At 68.9% G+C, this 17,082-nt stretch carries 20 protein-coding genes, 1 tRNA gene and 1 rRNA gene; 10 read left to right on the plus strand and 12 right to left on the minus strand.

The genetic code is table 11. The features are described 5' to 3' along the window. Together rrf and J2754_RS01990 are read left to right on the plus strand one after the other, a co-directional pair. Positions 1–77 (plus strand): 5S ribosomal RNA (gene rrf, locus J2754_RS01985); the annotation flags it as partial. 148 nt (positions 78–225) lie between these two features. Beyond that, a tRNA-Cys gene (locus tag J2754_RS01990) sits at positions 226–301 on the plus strand. A 41-nt stretch (positions 302–342) separates the two neighbouring features. Here the strand turns inward: J2754_RS01990 and J2754_RS01995 are convergent. Genes J2754_RS01995 through J2754_RS02005 form a run of 3 tightly spaced genes read right to left on the minus strand, consistent with a single transcriptional unit; the run spans position 343 to position 3,587 of the window. Continuing rightward, positions 343–1,797 carry a DUF7125 family protein gene (locus tag J2754_RS01995; protein ID WP_229772790.1) on the minus strand — a complete coding sequence of 485 codons (1,455 nt, stop codon included), beginning with the start codon at positions 1,795–1,797 and terminating at the stop codon, positions 343–345. Positions 1,798–1,829: 32 nt separating this feature from the next. Then, a complete protein-coding gene (locus J2754_RS02000) occupies positions 1,830–3,251 on the minus strand; it encodes a PAS domain-containing protein (RefSeq protein ID WP_188877371.1) in 1,422 nt (473 codons plus the stop codon). A gap of 60 nt (positions 3,252–3,311) precedes the next feature. After that, positions 3,312–3,587, minus strand: a complete 276-nt coding sequence (locus J2754_RS02005; RefSeq protein ID WP_188877372.1) for a DUF7553 family protein — start codon at positions 3,585–3,587, stop codon at positions 3,312–3,314. An 85-nt stretch (positions 3,588–3,672) separates the two neighbouring features. On the opposite strand from J2754_RS02005, the gene uvrB reads away from it, so the two are divergent. Then, positions 3,673–5,730 carry an excinuclease ABC subunit UvrB gene (gene uvrB / locus J2754_RS02010; RefSeq protein WP_211086547.1) on the plus strand — a complete coding sequence of 686 codons (2,058 nt, stop codon included), beginning with the start codon at positions 3,673–3,675 and terminating at the stop codon, positions 5,728–5,730. A 6-nt stretch (positions 5,731–5,736) separates the two neighbouring features. Here uvrB and J2754_RS02015 read toward each other — a convergent pair whose 3' ends face one another. Then, the gene (locus J2754_RS02015) at positions 5,737–6,840 is read right to left on the minus strand and encodes an SPFH domain-containing protein (RefSeq protein WP_211086548.1); all 1,104 of its coding nucleotides are present in this window, start codon (positions 6,838–6,840) and stop codon (positions 5,737–5,739) included. Positions 6,841–6,897: 57 nt separating this feature from the next. Further along, the gene (locus J2754_RS02020; protein WP_211086549.1) at positions 6,898–8,637 is read right to left on the minus strand and encodes an excinuclease ABC subunit C; all 1,740 of its coding nucleotides are present in this window, start codon (positions 8,635–8,637) and stop codon (positions 6,898–6,900) included. Positions 8,638–8,735: 98 nt separating this feature from the next. Between J2754_RS02020 and J2754_RS02025 the strand changes: the two genes are divergently transcribed. Continuing rightward, positions 8,736–8,996: a DUF7967 family protein gene (locus J2754_RS02025; RefSeq protein ID WP_188877375.1), complete on the plus strand. Its 261-nt coding sequence runs from the start codon at positions 8,736–8,738 to the stop codon at positions 8,994–8,996. 1 nt (position 8,997) lies between these two features. Beyond that, on the plus strand, positions 8,998–9,441 hold the full coding sequence (locus tag J2754_RS02030) for a JAB/MPN domain protein-containing protein (RefSeq protein ID WP_211086550.1): 444 nt from the start codon (positions 8,998–9,000) through the stop codon (positions 9,439–9,441). Positions 9,442–9,537: 96 nt separating this feature from the next. Here the strand turns inward: J2754_RS02030 and ftsY are convergent, their stop codons facing one another. The 5 genes from ftsY to J2754_RS02055 form a co-directional block, all read right to left on the minus strand. Further along, a complete protein-coding gene (gene ftsY, locus J2754_RS02035) occupies positions 9,538–10,965 on the minus strand; it encodes a signal recognition particle-docking protein FtsY (RefSeq protein WP_211086551.1) in 1,428 nt (475 codons plus the stop codon). Between the two features lie 6 nt (positions 10,966–10,971). Then, on the minus strand, positions 10,972–11,442 hold the full coding sequence (gene pfdA, locus J2754_RS02040; RefSeq protein WP_188877378.1) for a prefoldin subunit alpha: 471 nt from the start codon (positions 11,440–11,442) through the stop codon (positions 10,972–10,974). 97 nt (positions 11,443–11,539) lie between these two features. Then, complete coding sequence (locus J2754_RS02045) at positions 11,540–12,202, minus strand: translation initiation factor IF-6 (protein ID WP_188877379.1); 663 nt, start codon at positions 12,200–12,202, stop codon at positions 11,540–11,542. A gap of 7 nt (positions 12,203–12,209) precedes the next feature. Beyond that, positions 12,210–12,491: a 50S ribosomal protein L31e gene (locus J2754_RS02050; RefSeq protein ID WP_188877380.1), complete on the minus strand. Its 282-nt coding sequence runs from the start codon at positions 12,489–12,491 to the stop codon at positions 12,210–12,212. Next, positions 12,491–12,643 (minus strand): 50S ribosomal protein L39e, encoded by a 153-nt coding sequence (locus J2754_RS02055; RefSeq protein ID WP_020221372.1) that lies wholly within the window; start codon positions 12,641–12,643, stop codon positions 12,491–12,493. Before J2754_RS02055 ends, J2754_RS02050 begins: the two co-directional genes overlap by 1 nt. A 103-nt stretch (positions 12,644–12,746) precedes the next feature. On the opposite strand from J2754_RS02055, the gene J2754_RS02060 reads away from it, so the two are divergent. Then, positions 12,747–13,187: a DUF7522 family protein gene (locus J2754_RS02060; protein ID WP_188877382.1), complete on the plus strand. Its 441-nt coding sequence runs from the start codon at positions 12,747–12,749 to the stop codon at positions 13,185–13,187. A gap of 19 nt (positions 13,188–13,206) precedes the next feature. Here the strand turns inward: J2754_RS02060 and thpR are convergent, their stop codons facing one another. Further along, positions 13,207–13,761, minus strand: coding sequence for an RNA 2',3'-cyclic phosphodiesterase (thpR, locus tag J2754_RS02065; protein WP_211086552.1), 555 nt, complete (start codon positions 13,759–13,761; stop codon positions 13,207–13,209). A 53-nt stretch (positions 13,762–13,814) separates the two neighbouring features. Between thpR and J2754_RS02070 the strand changes: the two genes are divergently transcribed. The 4 genes from J2754_RS02070 to J2754_RS02085 all read left to right on the plus strand — a co-directional run bounded on the left by J2754_RS02070 (position 13,815) and on the right by J2754_RS02085 (position 16,475). Continuing rightward, positions 13,815–14,573, plus strand: a complete 759-nt coding sequence (locus J2754_RS02070; protein WP_188877384.1) for a tetratricopeptide repeat protein — start codon at positions 13,815–13,817, stop codon at positions 14,571–14,573. Beyond that, on the plus strand, positions 14,570–14,872 hold the full coding sequence (locus J2754_RS02075) for a DUF424 domain-containing protein (RefSeq protein WP_211086553.1): 303 nt from the start codon (positions 14,570–14,572) through the stop codon (positions 14,870–14,872). Before J2754_RS02070 ends, J2754_RS02075 begins: the two co-directional genes overlap by 4 nt. Positions 14,873–14,945: 73 nt before the next feature. After that, the gene (locus J2754_RS02080) at positions 14,946–16,193 is read left to right on the plus strand and encodes an aminotransferase class V-fold PLP-dependent enzyme (RefSeq protein WP_188877386.1); all 1,248 of its coding nucleotides are present in this window, start codon (positions 14,946–14,948) and stop codon (positions 16,191–16,193) included. A 72-nt stretch (positions 16,194–16,265) separates the two neighbouring features. Further along, positions 16,266–16,475, plus strand: a complete 210-nt coding sequence (locus J2754_RS02085) for a hypothetical protein (protein WP_188877387.1) — start codon at positions 16,266–16,268, stop codon at positions 16,473–16,475. Here the strand turns inward: J2754_RS02085 and J2754_RS02090 are convergent, their stop codons facing one another. Then, positions 16,476–16,940 carry a hypothetical protein gene (locus J2754_RS02090; protein WP_188877388.1) on the minus strand — a complete coding sequence of 155 codons (465 nt, stop codon included), beginning with the start codon at positions 16,938–16,940 and terminating at the stop codon, positions 16,476–16,478. Between the last annotated feature and the right edge of the window lie 142 nt (positions 16,941–17,082).

The raw sequence follows: 17,082 nt of genomic DNA on the forward strand, positions 1-17,082 counted from the left end.
ACGGAAGTTAAGCTCACCTGCGTATTGGGTAGTACTGGAGTGCGCGAGCCTCTGGGAACACCGATTCGCCGCCTCGCTATTCATAATCGGAGAGTTGGTGGGATGAGGGCGGATTCCACCGACTCGTTCATTCGGTATTCGTTTGCCCGGAGAGCCACAGCGCTCTTCACCCGTTTCGGGGTGGATCGCTACGTTTAAGCGCGCCTGCCCGCTACGGTGAACCGCGCCAAGGTGGCAGAGTCCGGCCTAACGCAGCGGCCTGCAGAGCCGCCCATCGCCGGTTCAAATCCGGCCCTTGGCTTCTCACCTTTTACCGTGGGCGGAAACCGGGAGTCGCGCTGCTCACTCGCTCGGCTGTTCGGGCGTCCCACGGAGGATTCCGCGGAGCCCGGTGAGCGGGTCGCCGATCTTGATCCCGTGTTGCGTAATCTCGAACTCGCGGAGGGTTCGCTGGAAGTCGCTGGTGCGTTTCTTGAGGACGCCGACGACTTTCCGTAGCTCGCCGTCCATCTCGATGTAGCGGAGGAAGACGATGTTGTCGGCCAAGTAGCTGATTTCGCCTTCGGTGGCTTGGAAGTCACCGGTAACGGAGGCGATCTCCTCGATGAGGACGACGGTGACGCCCATGTTCTTGAGGTACCGACAGAGCCGGTGGATCTCGGAGCGGAAGGTGTGCTCGTCGCCGCGGATGGAGAGTTCGTATCCGTTGATACCGTCGATCATCACGATCTGCGTGCCAGCTTCTTCGACGTCTCGGCGGACGGTGTTGGCGAACTCCTGTGGTGTGTATTCGAGGGCTTCGATCTCCTCGATGGCGAGGGTTTCGCGCTCGATCATCCGATCGACGGGGATGTTGACGTCGGTGCAGCGTTCGAGAAACGTGCGTTCGTCCTCCTCGAAGAGGTAGATCGCGGAGCGTTCGCCGCGACCGGCGGCTTCCTTCATGAACTGCGCGCCGGTCGTCGTCTTCCCGACGCCGGTCGGCCCGGAGATGATGGTGACGGTCCCGCGTTCGATTCCGCCGTGGAGTTGCTCGTCGAACTCCGGGATACCGGAGGGGATGGATTCGGACTCGAACGGCCGGTGATGATTCGGATCGAGTTCGGGGTAGACGCTGAGACCGCTATCGCGGATCCGGAGCGTGTGCGTGCCGCCGCGCGTTTTGGACCCGCGGAACTTGGGGACAGAGATCGTTCGCCCGGTTTCGCCGTTGTCGATCTCGATGACGCCGTCAGCCATGAACTGGAAGTCCTCGTCGCTGTGATCGCTGGTCGCCTGCGTCGTGAAGACGAGAGTCGCGCCGACCTGTTCGAGGAAACGGGTGAGCGCGAGGATCTGCTTTCGGAGCTGGTACTCGTCGGGCGCGAGGTATCGTAACTGCGTCATCGGATCGATGACGACGCGGGTCGGCTCGACCTCACGGACGCGTTGGGTGATGGTCTCCGTGAGCGAACGCTCCTCGACGGTCCCGGGATCGAAGACGTCGTACGTCCCGTCGTCGGTGAACGCGCTGGATTCGGGCGTGAGATCGAGGACGGTGATCCCCCCGATGTCGAGGCCGACGGCTGCGGCGTTGCGCCGGATGTCGGCCTCGGTCTCTTCGAGTGCGACGAGGAGGCAGTCTTCGCCCCGTTCGACGCCGTCGATGAGGTACGCGAGCGCGAGGAGTGATTTCCCCGTCCCGGGCCGGCCGCGGAGCATGTAGCTTCGCCCGGGGATGAAACCGCCGTCGAGGACCTCGTCGAGACCGGCTATCCCAGTGCTCGTGCGACCGTCACGGTCGTCGGTCGGTGACACGTCCCTGTATGAGTGGACGGCTCGAATAGCTCTTACCCCGCTTCGGTCGCGTTCAGGTGGATCGTGACGGTGGGGTGGTCGTCGCTCGCGTCGACCTCGAATTCGCCGCTCGACTGTTCGACGGCCCAGCGGAGCAACCAGAGTTCGAGCCGATCGAGGTGGTCGAGTGGCGTTTCGGCGTCACGGGCGACGATCTCGACGCCGTGACGCCGTAGCGTGCCGCTCCGGTCGGTGGCGGTGAGACGCACTTCGCCGTCGCGCTCACGGACCGCGACGTCGAGATCGATCTTCGAGACGTCCTCGAAGAGGGAGAAGAACCCGCGGAGAGCGGCGCGTAACGACGGATGTCCGGAGACGACCGCCCGGTCGGGGAGGTCGGTGACGACGTCGGCGCGCGGGACCTGTCTTCTGAGCGCGTCCGCCTCGTTCTCGACGATCTCGACGACGTCGAACGATTCCCCCTCGGCGTCGCCGTCGGCGACGAGGGTGTCGAACTCGTACATCTGGGTGCCGATCTGGAGGAGCTCGTCGGCGGCCCGACGGATCCGCTTTGCGTCCTCGGACGTGCTTTCCCCCGCTTCGATCCGCTCTGCGTACCCCTTGATCACCGTCATCTTGTTCCTGAAGTTGTGTCGGAGGACGCGATTGAGCACGGAGAGCCGGAGCTCGTGGCGCTTGCGCTGGGTGACGTCCTGCTGGAACCCGAGGTAGTGGGTGATATCGCCCTCGTCGTCGCGGATGGGGACGATGTCGAGTCGGTTCCAGAACGGCGTTCCGTCCTTTCGGTAGTTGAGGATCTCGGCGGAGACCGGGGCGTTGCGCTTCATGGCCTCGCGGATGGTCTCGACGGTCGATTCGTCCGTGTTCCGCCCTTGGAGGAAGCGGCAGTTCCGCCCGATCACCTCGTCGGTGTCGTAGCCGGTGATCCGATGGAAGGCCTCGTTCGCGTAGATGATGGGCGTGTCGTCCGCCTCCGCGTCCGCGATCGTGATACCTTGGGAGGCGGCTTCGATCCCCCGTCGGAAGAGTCGGAGGCGCTGTTCGCGTTCGGCGAGGCGAAGCGAGGCGCGACGCGTGCGGAGGTGGTTCTCGATGCGGCGGTGCAGTTCGTCGCGTCCGACCGGGAGCGACACGACGTCGTCAACGCCCACCACGTCCCAGACGCTCTCGTCGTCGCGGGTCGTCAAGAGTACGTGCGGGAGATAGACGGGGTCGGCGTCGCGGCTGTGTTCGACGATGGACTCCCGGTCCGATCGAAGCGCCCGATCGTCGAGGAGGCAGATGTCGTATTCGGCGGGGAGGCCGCTCGCGTCGCTCGCGGATTCGACGGCGTAGTCGGCGGCGTCTTCGAGCCAGTCGGCGAGTAGCTCGCGGTCCCGGCCGGGCGACATGAGGAGGATCACCCGTTCCGTGACGTCTGGCTCGTGAAACACCCCCGTCGCCGCGTCGTCCATGGCTTTGTTTTTGTCCCCCTGATACTTCTCTCTGTGGCTCGCCGGGCGTCCGCGGTGGGATCAGACCCCGCTGACGGTCTCCCGGTAAGCTCGGATCGACGCGAGCGCGTCGTCGACGGCCGCGGCGATATCGTCGTCGTCCGCGTCCGACGCGATGTCTTGAAGCGCGTGCGTGTGTCGTGCGAGGCGGCCGTGGTCCGGCCCCTGATCACGCGTCGCGAGCGACGCGAGCGCGTCGGCCTGCGTGGCCAGCCGTTCGCGCAGGTCGTCGTCGTCGCAGTCGTTCGCGGCGGCTTCGAGCGTCTCGCTCGCGTCTCGGAGTTCGTCGATCACCATACCCGAAACTGAGCGAACGACCGCCTAAACGTTTCGACGCGTTCCCGGCACGCCACTTACGTAGCCGCGTCGCCAAACGCGTCCAATGAGTGACGCCGGCCCGCTGCAACCGGATCGCCCGGACGCCGAACGTGAGTTCCGCGTCGACGCGCCCTTCGACCCGGCGGGGGATCAACCGGACGCGATCGAGGCGCTCGCGTCGGGGTTCGAGGCGGGGATGGACGCCCAGACGCTCCTCGGCGTGACGGGCTCGGGGAAGACGAACACCGTCTCGTGGACGATCGAGGCGCTTCAGAAACCCACGCTCGTCATCGCGCACAACAAGACGCTCGCGGCGCAGCTCTACGAGGAGCTGAAGAACCTCTTTCCCGACAACGCCGTCGAGTACTTCGTCTCCTACTACGATTACTACCAGCCGGAGGCGTACGTCGAGCAGACGGACACGTACATCGACAAGGACGCCTCGGTGAACGAGGAGATCGACCGCCTCCGCCACTCGGCGACGCGCTCGCTTCTCACGCGCGACGACGTGATCGTCGTCGCCTCCGTCTCGGCCATCTACGGCCTCGGTGACCCGTCGAACTACGTCGACATGTCGCTCTCCGTCGAGCGCGGTGAGACCATCGAGCGCGACGAACTCCTCTCCCGGCTCGTCGATCTGAACTACGAGCGCAACGACGTGGAGTTCACGCAGGGCACCTTCCGCGTCCGCGGCGACACCGTCGAGGTGTACCCGATGTACGGGCGCTACGCGGTCCGCGTCGAGTTCTGGGGCGACGAGGTCGATCGCCTGACGAAGCTCGACCCGCTGGAGGGCGAGGTCGTCTCGGAGGAGCCCGCGGTGCTCTTCCACCCGGCCGAACACTACTCGATCCCCGAGCAGCGTCTGGCGGACGCGATGGCGGAGATCGAGGCGGACATGGAGGAGCGCGTCGCCCAGTTCGAACGCGAGGGCGACCTGCTCGCCGCCCAGCGGATCGAGGAGCGCACCACCTTCGACTTGGAGATGCTCCAAGAGGCCGGCTACTGTTCCGGGATCGAGAACTACACGCTCTACTTCTCCGATCGGGAGATGGGGGACGCCCCCTACACCCTGTTGGACTACTTCCCGGACGACTTCCTCACCGTCATCGACGAGTCCCACCGGACCGTCCCGCAGATCAAGGGCCAACTCGCGGGTGACAAGGCGCGCAAGGAGAGCCTCGTCGACAACGGCTTTCGCCTCCCGACGGCGTACGCGAACCGCCCGTTGAGCTTCGAGGAGTTCGAGGCGAAGACGGATCGAACGCTGTACGTCTCAGCGACGCCGGGGGACTACGAGCGCGAGGTCTCCGGACAGGTCGTCGAGCAGGTCGTCCGTCCGACGTACCTCGTCGACCCCGCCGTGGAGATCTCGCCCGCCGACGGACAGATCGACGACCTCCTCGCACGCATCCGCGAGCGCGCGGATCGCGACGAGCGGACGCTCGTGACGACGCTGACGAAGCGGATGGCGGAGGATCTCACGGAGTACTTGGAGGAAGCGGGCGTCGCGGTCGAATACATGCACGACGAGACGGACACCTTGGAGCGCCACGAACTCGTCCGCGGGCTTCGCCTCGGCGAGTTCGACGTCCTCGTCGGCATCAACCTCCTCCGCGAGGGCCTCGACATCCCCGAAGTCTCGCTCGTAGCCGTCCTCGACGCCGATCAGCAGGGGTTCCTCCGCTCGCGGACGAGCCTCATCCAGACGATGGGGCGCGCGGCGCGCAACGTGAACGGCAAGGCCGTCCTCTACGCGGACGAGACGACGGACGCGATGGCGGACGCCATCGCGGAGACCGAGCGCCGCCGCGAGATCCAACAGGCGTTCAACGAGGAGCACGGGACGACGCCGACGACGATCGACAAGGCGGTCTCGGACGCGAACCTCCCCGGCTCGAAGACGGACACCGGGGGCGCGACGGGCGGCGAGACGCCCGCGGACGCCGAGACCGCGGCCGAGCGCGTCGCCGAGCTCGAAGCCAGGATGGAAGACGCCGCCGCGAACCTGGAGTTCGAGCTCGCGGCCGACATCCGCGATCGGATCGCCACCCTTCGGTCGGAACACGACCTCGACGCCGACGACGAGGGGGTGACACCCGAACCGGACGCGGACTGGTAGTCGCGGCTACTCGATCTCGACGTCGATCGCGTCGGCGTCCGCGGGCGTCTCGATCACGTCCTCGAAATCGAGCTCGACGAGGTCGACGGGGTTCGAGGTGAGCCCGCTCGCGTCGGTGCCGCGACCGCCGCGTTCGCCGTCGATCCCTCGGCCGTAGCGGCCGACGAGCGACGTGAGCTCTTGGGGGACGACGTACGTCGTCGCCGCGCCGGCCCCGACGCGTTCGAGTGCGCGAAAGCCGCGCTCGATGAGCGCACGCTCGCCCATCGCCTCGGCCGCGCGGGCGCGGAGGATGGTCGCGGCGGCGTCGCCCTGCGCCTCCAAGACGCTCGCGCGCTTTTTGCCCTCGGCGCGGAGCACCGCGGCCGTCCGCTCGCCGAGCGCGCGTTCGACCGCGGCACCGCGCACCCCCTGTGCGTCGAGGATGGCGGCCCGGCGGTAGCGCTCGGCGGCGGCTTGGCGCTCCATCGCGCTCACGACCCCCTCGCTCGGCATGACGCGCTTCACCTCGACGGCCTCGACGGCGACGCCCCACGTCGCGACCGTCGCGTCGAGTTGCTCGTGGATCCGCTCGTTCATCGCCGTCCGGTCGCTGAGCGTCTCGTCGAGCGCCATGTCCCCGATGGTCGCGCGCAGCGACGTCTGTGCGAGGTAGGCGACGGCGTCGCGGTAGCCGTCGATTTCGAGGAACGCCTTCTCGGCGTCGACGACGCTGAGGTAGACGACGGCGCTCGCGCGCACCGGCGAGTTGTCGCGCGTGATCGCCTCCTGCGTCGGCACCTCGACGGTCTGGGTGCGCGTGTCGAAGACCGCCGTCTCGGTCACGAACGGGACGACGAGGTTGATCCCGGGCCCGAGGATCCCCTTGTACGCCCCGAAGACGGTGTAGGGCCGGCGCTCGTAGGCCTGCACGATCTCCACGCTCTCGACGGCGACGACGACGAGGGCGCTCAGTGCGAGGACGAGGAGGACGGCGCCCGTCCCGATGCTGGCGGCGAGGGAGAGCGCGACGACCGCGAGGAGGCCGACACCGAGGTGCCAGCGTCCCACGCGGGCGCTCGCGCGCCCGAGCGAGCGGAAGAACCGCCGCATCGTCTCGTCCCCGGACATACACCGACCGTCCCGTTCAGTGCCCTTAGCCGTTGCCCCGTTCTCGTCCCCGCTCTCTCAGAGCCGCCGATCGATGCGCTCGGCGAGCGCGGGACCGACCCCCTCCACGTCGCGGAGCTCCGTGACGCTCGCCGCCCGGACGCCCTCGACGCTCCCGAACCGTCGGAGGAGCCGCGTTCGGGTTTTGGGGCCGATCCCGTCGACGTCGTCGAGCGCGGTGTCGACGCTGTCGCGGAGGCTCTGGTGGTACTGAACGGCGAAGCGGTGGGCCTCGTCGCGGACGCGTTGGAGGACGTGCAACTGCGGGGCGTCCGACGCCCAGTCGTGCGTGCCTTCAGGCGTGATCACGACCTCCTCGCGCTTGGCGAGCGCGACTGCCGGGACGTCCCACTCCGCGTCGTCGAGGGCGTCCAGCGCCGCGTCCAACTGGCCGCGCCCGCCGTCGACGAGGAGGAGATCGGGGTCCGGCCGGTCGTCCCGTCCCGCGACGGCCCGCCGGGCGCGCCACGAGACGAGCCGATACATGTTCGCGTAGTCGTCGTTCTCCTCTTCGAGCTTCTTCCGCCGGTAGTCGCCCTTCTCGGCGCTCCCCTCGACGAACGTCACGTCGCTCCCGACGACCGCCTTCCCCTGCGCGTGGCTGACGTCGACGCCCTCGATCCGCGCCGGCCGTCGGTCCAGTCCGAGCGCGTCACGGAGCGCCGAGAGCTCGTCCCGGCCACCCGCGCGCCGGTGGGCGTTCTTCAGCGCGAGATCGACGAGCTTCGCCTCGCGGCCCGCGCCGGGGACGCGGACGGCGACGCCCTCCGCGTCGAGCCACGCCCGCAGGTCGTCGTCGCTCGGGTCCTCGGGGAGCAAGAGCGCGTCCGGAAGCGCGCGCTCGGCGTAATACTGCGGGACGAACGCCGCGAGGACGTCCGCGACGCGCTCGTCGCCGTCCGGGGCGTCCATGCGGTGCTGATCGCGCTCGACGAGCTGGCCGCCCTCGCTGTGGAGTCGGGCGACCGTCGCGGCGTCGCCCTCCACGGCGACTCCGAGGACGTCCACGTGGCGCTCGCCGCCTCGCGAGGCGACGGCTTCCCCGCCGCCGCCGTGGAACGCCTCGACGGCCGCTAGGCGGTCGCGGAGGTTCGCGGCCCGCTCGAACTCCTGCGCTCGGGCCGCCGCCTCCATCTCGCGCTCGATCGGGTCGGCGAGCGCGCCGGTCTCGCCCTCGAAGAAGCGACTCGCGGCCTCGACGGCCTCCGCGTACGACTCGCGGTCGATCGCGCCCGTGCAGGGCGCCGAACAGAGTCCGATGTCGTGATCGAGACAGGGCCGCTCGCGGCCGTCGAACTTGTGGTCGGAACACCCGCGGAGGCCGTACGTCTCGCGGATCGCCTTCACGACCGTCTCGACGCGCCCGCGGTCCGTGTAGGGGCCGTACGCCGTCGCGCCCTCGTCGGGATCCCGCGTCACCTCGATCCGCGGGAACGGGTGGTCGGTGAGTTGGACGAGCGGGTACGACTTGTCGTCCTTCAGCCGGACGTTGTACTTCGGCTGGTGGCGCTTGATCAGGTTCGCCTCCAGCAGGAGGGCCTGGGTCTCCGTGTCCGTCACCGCGAAGTCGAGCTCGTCGGCCCGCTCGACCATCCGCGCGATACGTGCGCTCCGCGGATCGGCGTACGAACGCACCCGCGCGCGCAGGTCGACGGCCTTCCCGACGTAGAGCGTCGTGCCGTCGTCGCGCTGGAACTGGTAGACGCCGGGATCCGCCGGGAGGGACCGTGCGGCCCCGCGCACCGCCTCGTCGTCCATCACCCGCGTTAGCACCCGCGGCCGTTTGAACGTCGCGTTCGCCCCGGACGCGCCCCCGTACCCACAGAGCCAAACGCCCGCGGTCCCACGGGCGACGTATGAGCGACGACGACAGCGTCCGCGTCTGGTTCGTCGGCCGCGAGTACACCGATAAGGGGATGCTCACGGTCCGCTACGCGACGCCGGACGGCGAGGCGCGATTCGAGAAACAGCAGTCGCTGAACGCGCCCGACCCGACCGCTGCCCGCGACGTCGACCCCGCGAAACTCACGCCGGTCGAGGACGCCGATCGCGCCGAGCGATACCGGCGCGAGGTCGAGCGCGTCCGCGAGTCGAACGCACCGGACGACCCCATCTGACGTGGCCGATGACGATCCGGTGTACGCGACGCGCGCGCTCGCCGAGGCGCTCTGCGACCTCGCCGCCGACGCCGATCCGAAGACGCTCTCGATCGCGCTCACGACGCGGCCCGCCGGCGAGCTCGACGCCGACGACGGAGCGGGCACGCCGCTCGCCGACGTGCCCGCTGATACCCCCGTGTTCGCCGAGTTCTACCTCCCCGACGCCGGCGGCGCTATCGCCGCGGTCTTCGGCGTCGACCTCGCTACGCCGTCCGGTCGGACGCGCGGTCGGTTCCTCTCCCACCCGGAGGGCGACCCGAACCCGTCGCTGACCGACGACTTGGCGGCGCGGCTGCTCGTCGCCGTCCCGCCGTGGATCGCAGAAGACGTCCGCGCGTACGACCGACGCGGGCGCCGTGAGATCGTCCTCCTCGCCGCGAGCGCCCCCGAAGAGTCGATCTGACGGTTTACCGATAAACGCCTCTCCTAGCCGCGCGTACGTCGAGCCGCCTTCGTCAGCGCTCGGTACGCGCGGGCCCCGCCGCCGCTCGGGCCGGTCTTACTCCAATCCGAGGAGGTCGTCGACGAGCTCCTCGGGGTCGAAGCGCTGCAGGTCGTCGTACCCCTGTCCCGTCCCGAGGAAGAGGATGGGCTTCCCGGTGACGTACGCGACCGAGATCGCGGCGCCGCCCTGCGAATCGGCGTCCGCCTTCGTCAGGATCGCGCCGTCGATCTCCGCGGCGTCGTCGAACTCCCGGGCGCGGTTGACCGCGTCCTGTCCGGCGACGGCCTCGTCGACGAACAGCGTCATGTCGGGATCGACGACGCGGTCGATCTTCGCCAGCTGCTCCATCAGGTCGTCAGAGGTGTGGAGGCGGCCCGCGGTGTCGCCGAGGACGACGTCGACATCGTTCGCCTCCGCGTACTCGACCGCGTCGTAGATGACGGCCGCCGGGTCGCCGCCTTGCTCGTGGGCGATGAGCTTCGTGTCGAGCGTCTCGGCGTGCTCGCGCATCTGCTCGTTTGCCCCCGCGCGATAGGTGTCGCCGTTGGCGATGACCGACGAGAACCCCCGCTCGTCGAGGTAGTTCGCGAGCTTCGCGATGCTCGTCGTCTTCCCGACGCCGTTGATCCCGGTGAAGACGATCACCAGGGGCTTCTCGGCCTCGGTGACGCGCCGATCGAAGTCGAACTGGCCGACGCCGATGACCGAGAGTAACGCGTCGCGCAGCGCCTCGTCGACGAGATCGCCCGTCGACTCCGTGAACTTCCGCTCCTGTCCGACGAGCTCCGTCCGGATCTGATCGAGGATGGCCTCGGCGACGCTCATCTCGACGTCGCTCTCCAAGAGCGCCATCTCGAGCTCCCAGAGGGGGTCCTCGAGGTCTTCCTCCTCGATGACGACCCGCCCGCGGACCGCGGACTTGGCCTTCTTCGCGAGGCCGAAGCCCGTCGTGGACTCCTCGGACTCGCGCTCGTCGTCGCCGTCGCTCCCGCGTTCGGTGTCGGTCGCAGTCTCAGTCTCGCGCTCGACGTCCGCGGCCGCACGCTCGTCGGCCGACGTCGCTTCGGGTGCGGGCGTCGCGTCCGAGCCGGTGCCGACCTCGCCCTCGACGACATCCGCGTCGTCCGTCTCGGACGCGGCGTCCGTCGTCGGTGCTGCCGCCGCGGTCGCATTCGTGTCCGCGTCCGCCGTCGCGGGCCCGCTCGACCCCCCGCTCTCGGTGGCCGGCGTCTCCGAGTCTCCGCGTTCCTCGGTCGCGGCCTCGACAGCCTCCGCGTCCGGCTCGGCGGCGCCCGCCGTCGCTTCGCTCGGCTCCGCGGTCTCGGCGTCGGCCTCAGCGTCGGCGTCGGCCTCAGCGTCGGCGTCGGCCTCAGCGTCGGCGTCGGCCTCAACGTCGGCTTCGACCGCCTCGGCGTTCTCCTCTGCGACCTCCTCGGCGTCCTTGCGGAACCGACCGAGCTTCTCCTTCAGCCCGTCGAACATGTCGGGTTATTCGCCGTCGCCGCCCTGCCCCTGCGACTGCTGCATCTGCTGTTGCATCATCTGTTGTTGGGCCTGCTGGGCCTGCTGTTCGAGCTGTGCGCTCTCCTCTTCGACCTCCGCGAGCTCCTCGCGGACGTCCTCGATGCGCTCGTCGAGCGTCTCCTTTTTGGCTTCCAGACTCTCGACGGCGCCCTCCTGGGTGCGCTCGGCCGAGTAGTCGGCGCCGAGCTCGACGATGACCTCGTCGATGTCCTCGACTTCCGCGCGGACGTACGCGCCGCCGCCGACCGGTACCTGCACCGTCGAGCCGGTCTCGATGGTGTTCAGGGCCTCGATGGCCTCGTCTGCCTCGCGCTTCTCCTCTCGCAGGCTCTCGACTTCCGCCTCGAGTTCGGCCTGTTCCTCTTCGAGGGCCTGAATCTGTTGGGAGAGTTCCTGCAGCTGCTGTCGACCGCCACCGCCGCCTCCGAGACTCATGCGTGGAAGGGGGGCCGCGAGCGGGAAGTATCTTAGGATGTGGGTCCCGACGCCTCGCGGGCCGGCGAAAACGGGGTGCGTCGGCGTGAGCGAAGTCTCAGATGTAGCCGAGGGCGTCCTCGATACGGCCGAGCTCGGGGCCGGTCGTGTCCTCGCCGACCACGTAGCCGTGCGTGTTGGCGATGAGGCCGGAGCCGACGAGCGGCGCGCCGTAGTTGATCGTGCCGATGTCGGCGGGGACCCCGAGGACCTCCTCCAGCCGATCGAGCTCGTCGTCGGTCGTCTTCGGGTGACAGAGCACGCCGTCGTTCGTCGCGACGGCGGCCGTGCCGACCGTCTCGACGTCCGCGATGCGCCCGCGCGTCACGGGCACGTCGAGGGTGTCGGTCACCACTTCGACGGCCTCACGGCCGAGGTCCGGGTGGACGTACGCCCCCTGATCGTTGGCGAGGACGACGTTGCCGGCGGCGTTGACGCGTCCCGGGAGCGCCCCGACGGGGAGATCGGTCGCGTCGGCGATGCGCTCGCGCTCTCGGTCGCGGACGCGGCCGCTGACGAGGATTCCCGACGCGTTGCCGGTGGCGAGGGACCCGACGGTGCTCGACCCGCCGATCCGGGTGGGGACGGCGGGCACGTCGAGCTCGTCCGCGACCGACTCGACGAGGTCGTCGTCGAGGTCCGGGCGGACGAGGACGCAGCCGTCGGTCGCGCGGGCGAACACGCCGACGTACGGTGATCCGGAGAACGAAGCGCGGAGCAAGGTGGTGTTACTCGTCTGCGTGCTCGGCCTCGACGACCGTCTCGCCCTCCTCCTCGAAGCGGGCGGCACGTACGCGAAGCTTCCGCGGCGGGTTCTTGTTCGAGCGCGACCAGATGGCCTCGTTGATCGAGGGATCGAGGCGGACCTCCTCCTCGTCGACGGCGAAGTGCTTGGCGAGGTGCCCGCGAACGAGCGTCGCGGCCTTCCCGGCGCGTTCGTGCTTGGCGACGGCCTGCAGGTCGCGCAACGGGACGGTGACGATGCGCTCCTCGAAGTCGCTGGCGCTCATTATTCGTCCGTGTCGCTACGCCGCCAGTGGCGGCGCTTCGGGTTTCGCTGCACGTCACGGTCCGTCTTCATCATGACCCACGCCGGGACGCGGCTGTTCTGGCGCTCCAGCTTCGCCAGCCGCTTCTTTTTGGCCTTGGACTTCTTGCCCATAGTGGTACGAACGTTTCGCCGCCGCACTTAAAACGTTGTTCTTCTCGACCCGGAACGCGCCGCCGCCCGACCAGTTAAGGACCTGTACGCGGACACCCCCAGTATGGCCAACGAAGACGCCGAGCTGGAACACGACCTGCTCTCAGAGGAGGCCCGCGAGCGGCTGCGCATCATCGCGCGCACCGCGCTCGGGGACAGCCTCCGCTCCGTGACGTACTTCACGCACACCGACTACGAGCAAGTCTACCTCCGCTCGGACCTCGAACGCGACGCCGACCTCTCCGCGTTCATCGGCGCCGAGTGGCAGTCGTTCCAGCTCACCCAGGACGCCTACGCGGGCAGCGAACTGGGCGAGTACGACTACACGATCCGAGCGTTCAGTAACGGCTACCTCCTGCGCGTCACGACCGACCGTGAGGGGGTCTTCCTGACGACGGACGGCCTGACCATGACGGACGTCGAGTCCTGCGCCGCCGCCCTGGAGGAGACCCTCGATCACTGGCGGGAGGGGAACCTCGGCGAGGACGCGGACGACGCGGAGTAGCGGACGACGCGGCGTCCCGCTACAGCGCGAATCGCTCGCGCGTCTCGTACTCCGGGCCCTCGTGCGTCAGCGTGCTCTCCGTCACCCGCACCTCCTCGACGCGCGCCGTCCCGACCTCGGGATCGCGCTCCCGGACGAGACGCCGCACTAGCTCCTTCCCGCCGCCGTGTCGCATCCGTGCGAGCGTGACGTGGGGCGTGAACTCGGTCCCGTCGGGGTCGAATCCCGCGGCCACGCACTCGCGCTCGACGGCGTCGTGGAGCGCCGCGAGCTCGACTGCGCCCGCCGTGAGGCCGAGCCACAGCACGCTGATGTAGTCGAGGCTCGGGAAGACGCCGAGCCCGCCGAACGTCGCGTCGAACGGCCCGACGCGCGTCGACGCGACGGCGCGCTCGACCGCCGCCACCGTCTCCGAGTACGCCGACTCCTCGACGTCGCCGAGGAACTTCAGCGTCACGTGCGCCGTCGCGGGGTCGACGAAGTCGAGGCCGTCCGCGTCCGCGAACTCGGCCTGGAGCGCCCGTATCGGCTCGACGAGCGCGTCGGGGAGGTCGACGCTGACGAACAGCCGCATACCGGCCTCTCGCACGGCGTAGCCCTTAACCCCGCGGGCCGCTAAACGGGACCATGACCGACCGCGAGCCACGCGAGGGCGCGGATCACCGCTTCTCCGAGGGGCAGGGCTTCGACGACCCCTACGAGGGGTTCGATCTCGACCCGCCGGAACTCGACGTCGACCCGACCGAGGTCGACCCCGTTGACGACCGCGTTCTCGTCGACCTGCTCGACGACGCGAACATCGCCGCCGACCGCGTCGACGCCGACGCGCTCATCGACGTCGGGCTGAGCTACATGGGCATCAATCGCTTCGAGGAGGCCGTCGACGCCTTCGAGCGCGCCGCCCGCTTCGCCGACGACGAGACGGACGAGCAGGAGGCGCGGGTGAATCAGGGCGTCGCGCACGCCGAACTCGAGGAGTGGGACGCCGCCGCGAGCGCCCACCGGGAGGCGCTCTACATCGACGAGGACGGCCCGTTCGCCGCCGAGGCGCAGACGAACCTCGCGTACGCCCTCTGGGAGTACGGGAAGACCGAGGAGGCCTACCAGCACGCCGAGGACGCCGTCCGAAAGGACAAGCGCCTCCCGCACGGCTGGTACAACCTCGGCTTCATGGAGAACGAGCAGGGCCGCCACGAGCAGGCCCTCGACGCCCTCGATAACGCGATCCGCCTCGGCTTCAAACAGGCCGATGTCTACGAGGAGAAGGCCCGCGCGCTCGACGAGCTCGGGCGCGAGGAGGAGGCGACGGACGTCGTCGAACACGCCGAGGAGATCCGCGAACGCCAGGAGGAACGCCTCGTGGATCAGGAACGACAGCGCGAATGAGCGTCCGGCTCACCGAGCGCAACACCGACCGCGGTCTCCTCGTCGCCGCCGCGGACGCGGCGATCGTCGGCGAGACGTACGACAACGGCACCGTCTCCGTCACCGTCGAGCCGTCCTTCTACGGCGACGCCGACAGCGAGACGGACGCCGACGCCCTCGCGGCGAGCCTCGGGCGCGCGAGCGTCGCCAACCTCGTGGGCGATATCGCCGTCACGACCGCCATCGACGCCGGCTACGTCGCGGAAGCGAACGTCGTCGACCTCGGCGGCGTCCCGCACGCCCAGTACCTCCGGCTGTAGGTTCGTCGCCGACGACGGCAACCGCTCGCGGTTCCGAAGCTACCAAACGTTCTCACGCGCTAGTACGCTCAACATGGGGACGCAGGAACAGAGCCCGCTCGACGTCGAGGCGCTCCGCGCGGACTTCCCGATTCTGGAGCGCGAGGTCGCCGACGGCGTGCCGCTCGTCTACTTCGATAACGCCGCGACGACCCAGACGCCCACGCGGGTCGTCGACTCCATCACCGACTACTACTACGAGTACAACTCGAACGTCCATCGGGGGATCCACCAGCTGAGTCAGGAGGCCTCGATCGCGTACGAGGAGGCCCACGATCGGATCGCCGAGCTCGTCGGCGCGTCGGGCGCACGCGAGGAGATCGTCTTCACGAAGAACACGACGGAGGCGTTCAACCTCGTCGCCTACGCGTGGGGGCTGAACGAACTCGGCGAGGGCGATACGGTCGTCCTCACCGAGATGGAACACCACGCCTCGCTCGTCACGTGGCAGCAGATCGCCAAGAAGACGGGCGCGACGGTCGAGTACATCCCGATCACCGAGGACGGCACGCTCGACATGGACGCCGCGGGCGACCTCATCGACGACGACACGGCGATGGTCTCCGTCGTCCACGCCTCGAACGTCCTCGGGGCCATCAACCCCGTGGGGGACCTCGCCGAGATGGCTCACGAGCAGGACGCGCTGATATTCGTCGACGGCGCGCAGGCCGTCCCCAACCGCCCCGTGGACGTCGAGGCCATCGACGCCGACTTCTACGCCTTCAGCGGGCACAAGATGGCCGGCCCGACCGGCATCGGCGCGCTCTACGGGAAACGCCACCTCCTCGACGCGATGGATCCCTACCTCTTCGGGGGCGAGATGATCAAGAAGGTCACCTACGACGACGCGACGTGGAACGACCTCCCGTGGAAGTTCGAGGCCGGCACGCCGAGTATCTCCGAGGGCATCGCGTTCGCCGAGGCCGCCGACTACGTCGACGACGTGGGCCTCGAGAACATCCGGGCTCACGAGGAGTACGTCACGGAGTACGCCTACGACGAGCTCTCGAAGCTCGACGGCGTGGAGATCTACGGCCCGCCCGCGGACCGTCGCGGCGGTCTCGTCGCGTTCAACGTCGAGGGCATCCACGCCCACGACCTCTCCAGCATCCTCAACGACTATGGCGTCGCCGTCCGGGCCGGCGATCACTGCACCCAGCCGCTCCACGACACCCTCGGCGTCCCCGCGAGCATCCGCGCTTCCTTCTACCTCTACAACACCCGCGACGAGGTCGACACCCTGATCGAGGGCGTCGAGGGAGCCATCGACATCTTCCACTGAGCCGGCGGCTCGCGCCCCGGTGGCGCTCGTTCGACCCCGACCTTTATGCCGCCTCGCGGATTACGTCGTACCGTGAAGGACAAGATCACGCGCGCCGTCAACCGCGCCAAGTACGCGGCGGTCGGAGCGGCGCTCGGTGCCGGTATCGGCGGACTGGTCAGTCGGAACGCGGCGAGCACGGGCGGCGCGCTCGGCGCGCTCGCGGGGGCCTTCCTCGGCGAGACGAGCGCCGGCGCGAAGAGCGCCTACGAGACGCTCACGGACCGCGCCACCGAGGAGTAATCACTTTTTACCGCCGTCGTTCCCCTCTGACTGCGTCGCGTCCCCGTCGATCCAGCGCTCGCCGACGTACTCCTCGACGAGCAACAGGAGGCTGTAGCCGACGGTCGCCCAGCAGCCGACGGCGCTGAAGACGACCGGTTCGGGAACGGGGAACGCGTCCACGAGCCTGATCGCGGCGAGCGCGCCGAGCAGATTGCAGAACGTGGCGAAGAGGTGTACCATCTCGACGGCCGAGCGGACGTCGCGGCTGTCGCGCTCGACGCGCACGAGGAAGCCACCGAAGCCGTACCACGTGAGCGCGGCGAAGCCGACCAGCGATCCCGTGACGTAGCCGAGGACGTCGAGGTGCGTCGGGACGCCGAACTCGGCGATGAGGAACGCTCCCGCGCCCCAGATCGTGAGCGTGTAGCCGTACGCCCACGACTCGTCGAGGAGGGTCCGCGCGAGCCGGTCCCGATAGCCCATGCGCGACTCGTGCGTGTCCCACGGGGTAAAGCGCGGTGGGGCGAGCGTGACGCCGTGATGCGCCCACCACCGTCCGTCGTCAGCCGCCCGCCGCGATCGTCACCCGCGGCCGCCGGCCCGTCGCGTCCCGTACCGCCCGAGA

Source organism: Halarchaeum nitratireducens (genome assembly GCF_017874695.1).
Classification (GTDB): domain Archaea; phylum Halobacteriota; class Halobacteria; order Halobacteriales; family Halobacteriaceae; genus Halarchaeum; species Halarchaeum nitratireducens.

Excerpts from the sequence above, each read along its gene's own strand:
- uvrB (WP_211086547.1), top strand. The coding sequence starts at position 3,673 with ATGAGTGACGCCGGCCCGCTGCAACCGGATCGCCCGGACGCCGAACGT.
- ftsY (WP_211086551.1), bottom strand. The coding sequence starts at position 10,965 with ATGTTCGACGGGCTGAAGGAGAAGCTCGGTCGGTTCCGCAAGGACGCC.
- J2754_RS02025 (WP_188877375.1), top strand. The coding sequence starts at position 8,736 with ATGAGCGACGACGACAGCGTCCGCGTCTGGTTCGTCGGCCGCGAGTAC.
- J2754_RS02070 (WP_188877384.1), top strand. The coding sequence starts at position 13,815 with ATGACCGACCGCGAGCCACGCGAGGGCGCGGATCACCGCTTCTCCGAG.
- J2754_RS02050 (WP_188877380.1), bottom strand. The coding sequence starts at position 12,491 with ATGAGCGCCAGCGACTTCGAGGAGCGCATCGTCACCGTCCCGTTGCGC.
- J2754_RS02055 (WP_020221372.1), bottom strand. The coding sequence starts at position 12,643 with ATGGGCAAGAAGTCCAAGGCCAAAAAGAAGCGGCTGGCGAAGCTGGAG.
- J2754_RS02015 (WP_211086548.1), bottom strand. The coding sequence starts at position 6,840 with ATGTCCGGGGACGAGACGATGCGGCGGTTCTTCCGCTCGCTCGGGCGC.
- pfdA (WP_188877378.1), bottom strand. The coding sequence starts at position 11,442 with ATGAGTCTCGGAGGCGGCGGTGGCGGTCGACAGCAGCTGCAGGAACTC.
- thpR (WP_211086552.1), bottom strand. The coding sequence starts at position 13,761 with ATGCGGCTGTTCGTCAGCGTCGACCTCCCCGACGCGCTCGTCGAGCCG.
- J2754_RS02005 (WP_188877372.1), bottom strand. The coding sequence starts at position 3,587 with ATGGTGATCGACGAACTCCGAGACGCGAGCGAGACGCTCGAAGCCGCC.
- J2754_RS02080 (WP_188877386.1), top strand. The coding sequence starts at position 14,946 with ATGGGGACGCAGGAACAGAGCCCGCTCGACGTCGAGGCGCTCCGCGCG.
- J2754_RS02075 (WP_211086553.1), top strand. The coding sequence starts at position 14,570 with ATGAGCGTCCGGCTCACCGAGCGCAACACCGACCGCGGTCTCCTCGTC.
- J2754_RS02020 (WP_211086549.1), bottom strand. The coding sequence starts at position 8,637 with ATGGACGACGAGGCGGTGCGCGGGGCCGCACGGTCCCTCCCGGCGGAT.
- J2754_RS02000 (WP_188877371.1), bottom strand. The coding sequence starts at position 3,251 with ATGGACGACGCGGCGACGGGGGTGTTTCACGAGCCAGACGTCACGGAA.
- J2754_RS02090 (WP_188877388.1), bottom strand. The coding sequence starts at position 16,940 with ATGGGCTATCGGGACCGGCTCGCGCGGACCCTCCTCGACGAGTCGTGG.
- J2754_RS02060 (WP_188877382.1), top strand. The coding sequence starts at position 12,747 with ATGGCCAACGAAGACGCCGAGCTGGAACACGACCTGCTCTCAGAGGAG.